This is a genomic window from Bifidobacterium choladohabitans (assembly GCF_016102005.1).
GTDB classification, from domain to species: Bacteria; Actinomycetota; Actinomycetes; order Actinomycetales; family Bifidobacteriaceae; genus Bombiscardovia; species Bombiscardovia choladohabitans.
Genome location: NZ_JACFPL010000002.1, coordinates 610,567 through 619,257, shown reverse-complemented (window position 1 = coordinate 619,257; position 8,691 = coordinate 610,567). Strand labels below are relative to the sequence as shown.

Here is an 8,691-nt window from a genome sequence, read left to right as displayed (position 1 = left end):
CCCGACCTATTAACAACCACCCAACACGCTTACAGCCACAAGGCCAAACCCCCAACATAAACAACGCGTTTAGTTCCTATAGCCCCCGATCTCAGTTGGGTGGTGTCTGATGAAAAGACCGTCAGGCTGCCAATCTGCTCAGCGTAGGTTGCAGACCACCAGGTAGATGGCCACGATGTGGCAGGCGTAGCCGATGACCGTGCCGCAGTGGAAGATCTCGTGGAAGCCGAATACCCGTGGCCAGGGGTCCGGCCGTCGCAGACCGTAGACAATCGCCCCCAGGATGTAGGCCAGGCCGCCGGCCACAATCAGCCAAACCACCGGCGGACCGGCCATGGGGGAGTCCCAGAAGAGCTTCAGGAAGCCTACACCCGAAACCCCGAAGACCACGTAGACCAGGGTGTAGAGCCAGCGGGGAGCATCGATCCAGAAGACGTGGACGATCATGGCCACCAGGCTGGCCCCCCACATGCCCAGGATGATGATCCGCCGCCAGAAGGGGTCCAGCGCGAAGGAGATCGGCGTGTAGGTGCCGGCGATGAGCAGAAAGATGTTGACGTGGTCCAGGCGGCGCAGCACGTCCGTGGTCCCCGGGGTCCAGTCGCCCAGATGGTAGAGGGCGGAGTTGCCGAAGAGGGCCAGCGAGGCGACCATGAAGACCGCACAGGCCAGCTTGAGCCCAGTGCCGTGGGCCAGGCAGATCAGCACAATGCCGGCGGCCAGGGCCAGGGGGGCGGCCACGGCGTGGATCCAGCCGCGCAGTAGTGGCTTGGGGCGTCCGTGCACGTCCAGACGGACCTTGCGCTCGATTTCCATGTCGGGGATGCCCTCGATCCGCGAAGCCTTGATCTCCGCCTTGGTCATGATCCGTGCAGCCTTGGCCTTGGCCTTGGCGCGCACAGCGTCGGCCCTGGCCTGCAGATGGGCCTCGTGGGCCACCTCCGCGTCCCGGCGCAGGTAGGTCAGCTCCTGGCGGCGCTGCTGGCGGCGGCGTTCGAGATCGGGATCGACCTCCTGATTCTCGGGCGATCCGCCGTTCTCGCTGGTCCTGGTTGCCATGGCCCTCCCTTGGCCCCTTGGCTGGTCCGGGCCTGTCGGGTCCGGTCGCCGGGGCGAAACATCCGTGAACCACCCTACCCCAGACCTATGTATTGGGCGCGCATGTCATCATCGCCCTTGGCATGACCCGCCTGTCTGCTTCCGAGGGCCCTTTGTATGATGGAGTGCATGGCTGATTTTTCCGAGATTCTGGCATCCTGTGACGACTGCAATGAGGAGGACCGCGAGTGGCTCCACCACCTGGTGGCCGACTGGCAGGTCATCGCCGATCTGAGTTTTGCCGACCTGCTGCTCCTGCTGCGCACGGGTGAAGGGGAGTTCACCGTGGCCGAGCAGTGCCGGCCCTCTACGGTCATGTCCCTGCGCACCGAGGATGTGGTGGGGGAGCACTTCCCGGCGGACCAACGTGAGGAGCTGGAAGCAGCCATGCGGTCCAAGGGTGTGCTGCGGTCCAACAAGCTGCGCACCATCGGCCGCGCCACGGTCTGCGATGTCTACGCTCCCATCCGCCACCAGGGCAAAACCCTGGGCCTGGTGGTCCGCGAGACCAACATGGCCACCCGCGAGTCCAACGGTCGCTACGAGAGCGAGAGCATCAACGCGGGCAAGGAACTCTTCGAGATGATCACCCGCGGCGAGTTCCCCTATGCGGATTCGGTGCTCAACCAGCGGCACAACGCCAGGGTGGCCGACGGCTTCTTTGTGCTGACGGCAAGCGGCGTGGTGCGTTACGCTTCGCCCAACGCCATCAGCTGCTTCCGCAGGCTTGGCTCGGTGGAGACCATGATCGGCCAGTATCTGAGCGAGATCGGCACCTCCCTGCTCAAGGAGAACGATCCGGTGCCCGACTCCCTGCCGCTGGTCCTGTCGGGCAAGGCGGCTGTGGACTCGGAGCTGGACGCCAACGGGTCGGCCGTCTCCATGCGCTCCCTGCCCCTGTACGGCAAGCAGGGAAGGACGGGCGCCATCGTGCTCTGCCGGGACGTGACCGAGCTGCGCCGCCGGGAGAAGGAGTTACAGACCAAGGATGCCACCATCTCCGAGATTCACCACCGGGTCAAGAACAACCTCCAGGCCGTGTCGGCCCTGCTGCGGCTGCAGGCCAGGCGGACCAAGTCCGACGAGGTCCGCAAGGAGCTCGAGGAGGCCCAGCGCCGCGTCCAGACCATCGCCGTGGTTCACGAGGGCCTCAGTCAGACCGCCGACGAGATTGTGGACTTCGACAAGGTGATCGCCAACCTGCTGAAGATGAGCGTGGACCTGGCCACCACCAGCGACCAGCACATCACCATCTCCTACGTGGGCAAGTTCGGAATGATGCCCGCCCAGGATGCCACGCCACTGTCCCTGGTGCTGACCGAGCTGGTCAACAACGCTGTCGAACACGGCTTTGAGGGCCGTGACGAGGGGCATATCACCATATCGGTAGGCCGGGGCGGCAACAACCTCAATGTCGTGGTCGAGGATGACGGCAACGGCTACAGCACGGAGTCGGATCAGGGCCAGGCTCGTTCCACCGGGTCCGGACTGGGCACGCAGATCATCAACACCTTCGTCACCAACGACTTCGGCGGCACGGTCAAGTGGGAGCCCCGCCGGGATGGCGGCACCCGGGTGGTCATCAACATCAAGCTGCGCGTTGCCCAGGACGTGTGATACCGGGCATCTTGCAACCCGTACACCTTACAGTCCGGACTCCTTTTGCGAGGAGTGCTTTTCGGAAAAAAAGAAGGGGGCGATGGCATCGAGCCATCGCCCCTCTGCTGTTTGGCGCAATCAAGAAGATTCAGGACTGCATCTGCATGGCCTGGGACCTGCGTGCACGCATGGCCCGGCGCTTCAGAGCCCTGCGTTCGTCCTCGCTCAGTCCGCCCCAGACGCCGTAATCCTGATTGGTGTCCAAGGCGCACTTCAGACAGGCGTCGATGACCTTGCAGGTCCGGCAGACAGCCTTGGCCTCCTCGATCTGCTGATAGGCTGCACCTGTGTTGCCGACGGGGAAGAACAGCTCAGGGTCCTTGTCTCGGCAAGCAGCCTTGGCGCGCCAATCGAACGCATTACTCATCTACCTAAGCCTCCAAGAAGTTTTTATCGGTGCTTTATCACTACCCTATGCAAGATAAGCACGATGAGTGACTTTTTTCAAGGGTTCATTCGTTTTACGGCTAAAGAGAACACCTGTAGCGGAATGGCGAGACCTGCCTCCAGGATCAGACACCGTCCAGGAATGGCGCTGACCCGGGTGGATAGGGTGGCCAGCTGATCGGCGGGGATGCCAGCTGCCAGGTCGGCCCCCCGTTCGCCACAGGGGAACACCAGACGGCGGCTGAAACGCTCCGGTCTGCGCAGGGCATTGGCCGTATCCACAGCCAGGACCACGGTGGTTCCCTCCTGCCCCAGAGCCTCCTGCAGAAGCGGGGCCAGAGGATCTCGGCAGAGCGGATCCAGCAGATCCTGGGCATCGTCAAGGATCCAGACCAGCCTACGGTTGCCAAGGTTGCTATTTTGACGGTCATGAGGCGGTGCCGGCACCGGACCTGGGAAGTCCCGGCTGCTGTAGCCATGGCCTGTCCGACGCGTGATACGCAGGTCGAAGCAGGGCTCTGGTCGGGCCCCCGGCTGCATTAGGGGGAGCAGGGAACGAGCCAGCAGGGCCAGTAGGGTGCTCTTGCCTCGTCCTGGTGGTCCGATCAGGGCCGTATGTCCTTTGAGCGGCAGGCGATAGAGGTGGAGCAGGACCCCGTCATCCATATGCCCCAGGGGTATCAGGGGCCGTCCTGACCGCCAGAGGATCTTTCCACAGGCCGGATCGTGCTCGGACAGGGGAGGGGAGAAGAGTGGTGCCGGTGGACGGCAGCCGCAGAAGCGACCGGCTTTGATGATCTGTTCCACCAGGGCCTGCGGATCAGCCGCTGGGCAGGTACGGAAGGCCTGGGGGCCCCGGCCCTGCTCCAGGAAGCCCAAACCTGGACAGGCCGGGTCGATCGCCGTGGCGCAGGAGGACCCAAGCAGCTCCCTGGACTGCAGGGGGTCACGTACCCGCAGGCAGATTCCCAGGTTCATGTTGGCCCGCATCTGGGCGCTGACCTGCCCCATGGTCTGCTGGGTGCAGGCCACCAGGTTCATACCCAGGGACCTGCCCTGGGAGGCCAGCGAGGTCAGCCTGTCCAGATAGTCGGGCAGGAGTTGGCGCAGGGCCTGGAATTCGTCGATGACCACCACCAGGCGCGCTGGTGGGTCGGCCATCAGGGCAGCGTCCTCGACCCCTGCCCTGGCAACCAGGCGCTGGCGGCGTTCCAGCTCCCTCTGAAGGCCGTTCAGCGCGCGCACGGCCCGGTCCAGATCCAGATTGGTCACGCAGCCCACGGTGTGCGGTAGTCGGGCCAGCAGGCCGAAACCGGCACCACCCTTGAAGTCCAGCAGGACCAGGTTGAGCCGGTCCGGCGGCTGGCTGGCGGCCAGGGCCAGACACCAGGTCTGCAGAAAAACCGATTTGCCTGATCCGGTGGTGCCTGCCACCAGGGCGTGGGGTCCGTCGCGTGGCAGATCGATGGTCAGCGGACCGTGATCAGGACGGATACCAATGACTGCCGGGGCTGCAGAACCTGATGTTGAAAGCCAGGCATGGACGATGCCCTGCCAGAGCTGACCATGTGCTCCCGAGGCCCCTGATCCTGACAGCCGGGACTCAAGCCGAGGGCCTGGGTCAGCAGCCAGCTCCGTCAAGTCCTGCCGGGTCCGGTCCTCTGTGGTCGTAGATAGGGATGCGCGATCCGATGCTGCGCCGTATCCCAATTGCGCGCGGGCAGAAGGTGCAGTCAATGGCTGGCGATGCGCTCGCAGCAGGCTCAAAAGCACCATGGCCAGGGTGCCGGTCAGGCTGGGCAGCAGCAGGAGGAGCAGCATCCAACGGCCCTGGCCGACCACGTACCAGATCATGCCCGCCTGGGCTAGGGCCGGAGCCGTCTGGGCAACCAGGGTCAGAATGACCTGGAACCTACCCGTGTTGGCAGAGCGTGGATTGCCATCCTCGGTCTCGGTCGAAGGCTCGGGGCCGACCGCCCCCGATGAGGGGGGCGCAGTTGCTATCGAATGGGCCTTGGTCATGCTTCCAGCATGAAAGGACCGGTGCCTTAATGCCAGGGCGAACCTGGCATGTGGTCGAATGTGGATGGCGCCTGCCGAATTGGGCGGTCAGACGCCCCCGACGGTGCCCGGCTCGTGACTGCCCTGGACCAACTGGTCGAACAGCTCGGTGTTGCGGGCCTGATCCAACAGAACGGTGGAGCCGACGCGCCTGTTGGGGAAGTAGTTGGGGTTGGTCCAATACAGGCTTCCGGTGACGCCCTTTGGGCCGCTGGCGCTGCGGAAGGCCAGGACCATGTGCACCAGATCTATGGCGTTGGCCCGCTCATCCACCACCAGGGAATCCAGACCTGCCGAAAGGACCTTGCCGGCCGTGACGGGATTGAGCAGGACCGAAGGCTGCAGGGCCTTGGAGGTGATAGCCGAGATGGCTTGACGCTGCCGCTCGGCCCGCCCGAAGTCACCCTTGGGATCCGAGTAGCGCATGCGGGTGAAGGCCAGGGCCATGCCGCCATCGGCCTGATGACAGCCCTTGGACCATACCATGCCTGATCTGGGATCGTTGACATCGGCATCATAGCAGAGATTGACGCCACCCATGGCATCGACCACCTTGCTCAGGCCTCCGAAGCGGATCAGAGCCACATGGTCGACCTTATGGCCCGTGATGTCCTCGATCTGGCTGGTCAGGGACCGGTAGCCCGAGGTGTAGGCCACGGCGTTGATTTTCATGTATCTCCCGTCCTCTTTGACCAGGGAGTCGCGGGGGACTGAAATCAGTGAAGCAGCTCCGTGCCGGGGCTTGGTCAGCACCAGTATGGTGTCGGTCCGGAAACCGGTGATGCTGGTGTCCTGGCCGGCCCCGGGGGAGCCGTCACGCTGGTCCGACCCCAGCAGCAGCCAGGTGGTGGCCCCGGAGCCTGGGGCGTCCGTCAGCATTTGCTCGCGGTTGAGCCTGGCATTGATCCAGAACCATCCGCCTCCTGCCAGTACGACCAAGGCCATCAGGATGACCAGGAGCAGTATGCCTATGAACCTGCGCACTGGATGCTTGCGTACCAGGGCATTGCCGGACCGCAGACCACGGTTGACCCGATGGCCTCGGTTGCCGCCATTGCCCCAGCCATTCCCGCTGGGAGCTGCCTGGGCGGCTGGCATGGGCGTGGTCCGCGAGGAGCCGCTGGTGCGTCTGGCTGCTCGGGGCCTGCCGACTTGCGCCGGCTGTGCGCCCCTTGAGGAGGGCGAGAAGCTGGGAGGTTCCTGCTGTCTGCGGCTGTGCCTGGCCGGGGCGGCGGGAGCGCTGGCAGCGGTTTCGGGACGACGATGTCTGGAGGGCATGAAGCTGGGTGGCTCCTGCTCTTGTCCGCCTTGGTCTGAACCAGTCCGCATGCCTTCAACCTCCATAGCTTTGACCGACTAGGCAAGCAATAGCATGCCTGAACGACCCGAGGGATCTGAACGGCTATCTCTGCGCCGGAACCGCACAGACCGTGGCGAACAGATAGCGGTCGGCCATGCCGATGTACTGTCCGGTGTTCGCGTCCTTGATGGTCCCGTCGTTCGGATCGACGATTCCGCCTGTGCTCGGATCAATCAGGGTCTTATTGGGCATGGTAATCAGTCCTGTGCGCGGATCCGGATCGGGCAGGGCAGTGGCGGAGGCAGAGGGGGTCTGGGTGGAGGACCGGGTTTCAGAGCTCCTGCTCCGGTTTTGAGTCCTGCCCTGCTCCCTTTGGGTGCCTTGGGTCTGATTATCAGGCGAGGAGGCGGCTGACGAGGAGGTGCTTGGCAGGGAGGCCTCCGCGGCCTCCTCATTGGCCTGGGTCAAGGGCTTGCCCTGGCGAAGCAGGCGCCAGATGGTTTCGGCCTGCTCGGTCCATACCACCCGATACCGGTCCTGGGACCATTCCTTGACCGGAATGGTCCGGGCGTAGATGTGGGCGGTGTCGATATGTTTGAGTGAGTTGCCCAGGCCCAGCAGGGTCTGGAAGCTGCCCAGGCCCTCGCTCAGCTGCAGGGTGGACATGGAGGTGGTGGCCAGGCGGTAGGCCTTGGGAAGGTCTGAATAAATGTCGACGTTCTTGGCCTCGTTGACCAGGCTCTTGATCAGGTACTGCTGGCGGGTGGTGCGCATGATGTCCGATCCGTCGGCGCCGGTGCCATGGCGCATGCGGGCGTACTCGGTGGCCTGGGTCCCGTCCAGATGGTGCAGGCCGCGCTTCAGATCAATGCCGGTGTAGCTGTCCTTGGTGTCCTTGGGGATGCATACGTCGACCCCGCCCAGGGCGTCGATGATGGATTTGAATCCGTTGAAGTCGGCCACCACGAACTGCTGGATGTCCAGGCCGGTCAGGGAGCGGACCGCAGCAAGGGAGCAGCTGGCGGCCGAATTCGCATCGCCGCCTTGGTTGTAGCCCTCAGCGAAGATGGAGTTGAACATGACCTGTCGGCGGGCCGGGATGGTCTCGCCCTTGCTGGTGACGCAGGCCGGGGCGTTCACAATGGAGTCCCTGGGGATGGAGACCACGTTCACGTAGGAGCGGTCGGCGGCGATCTGGACCACCATGGCCGTGTCGGACTGGTGGTTCTCCTCCAGGCCGTCCCCGCTGCCGCCCACCTCCGAATTGCCCTTGCCGTCGCGGGTGTCCTGGCCCAGTACCAGGACGTTCAGGGTCTTGCCCTTGTAGATGTCTTCCGGGGCCTTGTGGGCTTGGGTCAGGTTGATGGGCTCGAGCACGTGCATATGCCCATTGATGTCTGTCCAGAAGGCTGCCACGGTCGAGGCCAGGAAGCAAAGAACGAAGGTGAGGGCCAGACAGATGCCCGTGCGCAGGGAGTGGCTGCTGCGGAACCCGTCGCTGTGCTGGGGTTTGCCGTTCCTGCCCGCCTTGATGTTGGGCAGACCCATCTTTCTGGTTGGGGACGTCAATGGTATGCCTTCCTCATCGGCTGTCGCTGTAGGGGCCATTCCGGCGGGAAGAACCAGGATGGCGCTGGCGCGTGCTTGAACCAGTCATAGTATAGTCTGACCCCCATCCGCAGCTCCTCTTGGGGCGATACGAATCCCTCAACGTGTCGCTTAGTTGCGCTTGCAGGCATTTAGGGGTTGACAGAAGACCCCGGCAGTGTCTGTAATAAAAGTGTGTAAACACACTAGGGACTGGGGGGTCGCTATGAGTGGTTTTGTAGACACTCGATACAGCAATACAACTAAAAACAGGCTGACGCCGCTGATGCAATGGTTCGAGGTCAACATCGGACCATCCTGGCGGAGCGAGGCGCTCTGTGCACAGACCGACCCGGAGGCGTTCTTCCCGGGCAAGGGAGGCTCCACCCAGGAGGCCAAACGGGTCTGCGCCGACTGCACCGTCCGCAAGCAGTGCCTGGACTGGGCGGTCGAACACGACGAGCGCTTTGGCATCTGGGGCGGCATGAGCGAACGGGAGCGCCGCCGTTACAAGAAGAGGATGCGCGCGCAGCGTCAGGTCTGAATCGCCGCAGGTGCCCGAGCGAGGCATCCGGTGACCTGGATTGCGTAGACTGGAA

Annotated in this window: 7 protein-coding genes; 2 read left to right on the top strand and 5 right to left on the bottom strand. The window is 63.8% G+C overall.

All coding sequences use genetic code 11. The annotated features are described in order from the left end of the window. Positions 1–138: 138 nt before the first annotated feature. On the bottom strand, positions 139–1,059 hold the full coding sequence (trhA, locus tag H3S97_RS06130; protein WP_198187176.1) for a PAQR family membrane homeostasis protein TrhA: 921 nt from the start codon (positions 1,057–1,059) through the stop codon (positions 139–141). A gap of 168 nt (positions 1,060–1,227) precedes the next feature. Between trhA and H3S97_RS06125 the strand changes: the two genes are divergently transcribed. Further along, positions 1,228–2,715 carry a sensor histidine kinase gene (locus H3S97_RS06125; protein ID WP_198177681.1) on the top strand — a complete coding sequence of 496 codons (1,488 nt, stop codon included), beginning with the start codon at positions 1,228–1,230 and terminating at the stop codon, positions 2,713–2,715. A gap of 130 nt (positions 2,716–2,845) precedes the next feature. On the opposite strand, the gene H3S97_RS06120 is transcribed toward H3S97_RS06125, so the two are convergent. The 4 genes from H3S97_RS06120 to H3S97_RS06105 all read right to left on the bottom strand — a co-directional run bounded on the left by H3S97_RS06120 (position 2,846) and on the right by H3S97_RS06105 (position 8,053). Then, positions 2,846–3,124, bottom strand: a complete 279-nt coding sequence (locus H3S97_RS06120; RefSeq protein WP_015021978.1) for a WhiB family transcriptional regulator — start codon at positions 3,122–3,124, stop codon at positions 2,846–2,848. Positions 3,125–3,201: 77 nt separating this feature from the next. Next, complete coding sequence (locus tag H3S97_RS06115; protein WP_198219971.1) at positions 3,202–5,166, bottom strand: FtsK/SpoIIIE domain-containing protein; 1,965 nt, start codon at positions 5,164–5,166, stop codon at positions 3,202–3,204. Between the two features lie 87 nt (positions 5,167–5,253). Continuing rightward, entirely contained in the window at positions 5,254–6,534 is a 1,281-nt protein-coding gene (locus H3S97_RS06110) for an LCP family protein (protein ID WP_232345585.1), read from the bottom strand. Positions 6,535–6,607: 73 nt separating this feature from the next. After that, positions 6,608–8,053, bottom strand: coding sequence for an LCP family protein (locus H3S97_RS06105; protein WP_232356300.1), 1,446 nt, complete (start codon positions 8,051–8,053; stop codon positions 6,608–6,610). 325 nt (positions 8,054–8,378) lie between these two features. Between H3S97_RS06105 and H3S97_RS06100 the strand changes: the two genes are divergently transcribed. Further along, positions 8,379–8,636, top strand: a complete 258-nt coding sequence (locus tag H3S97_RS06100; protein ID WP_029678496.1) for a WhiB family transcriptional regulator — start codon at positions 8,379–8,381, stop codon at positions 8,634–8,636. Positions 8,637–8,691 lie beyond the last annotated feature (55 nt).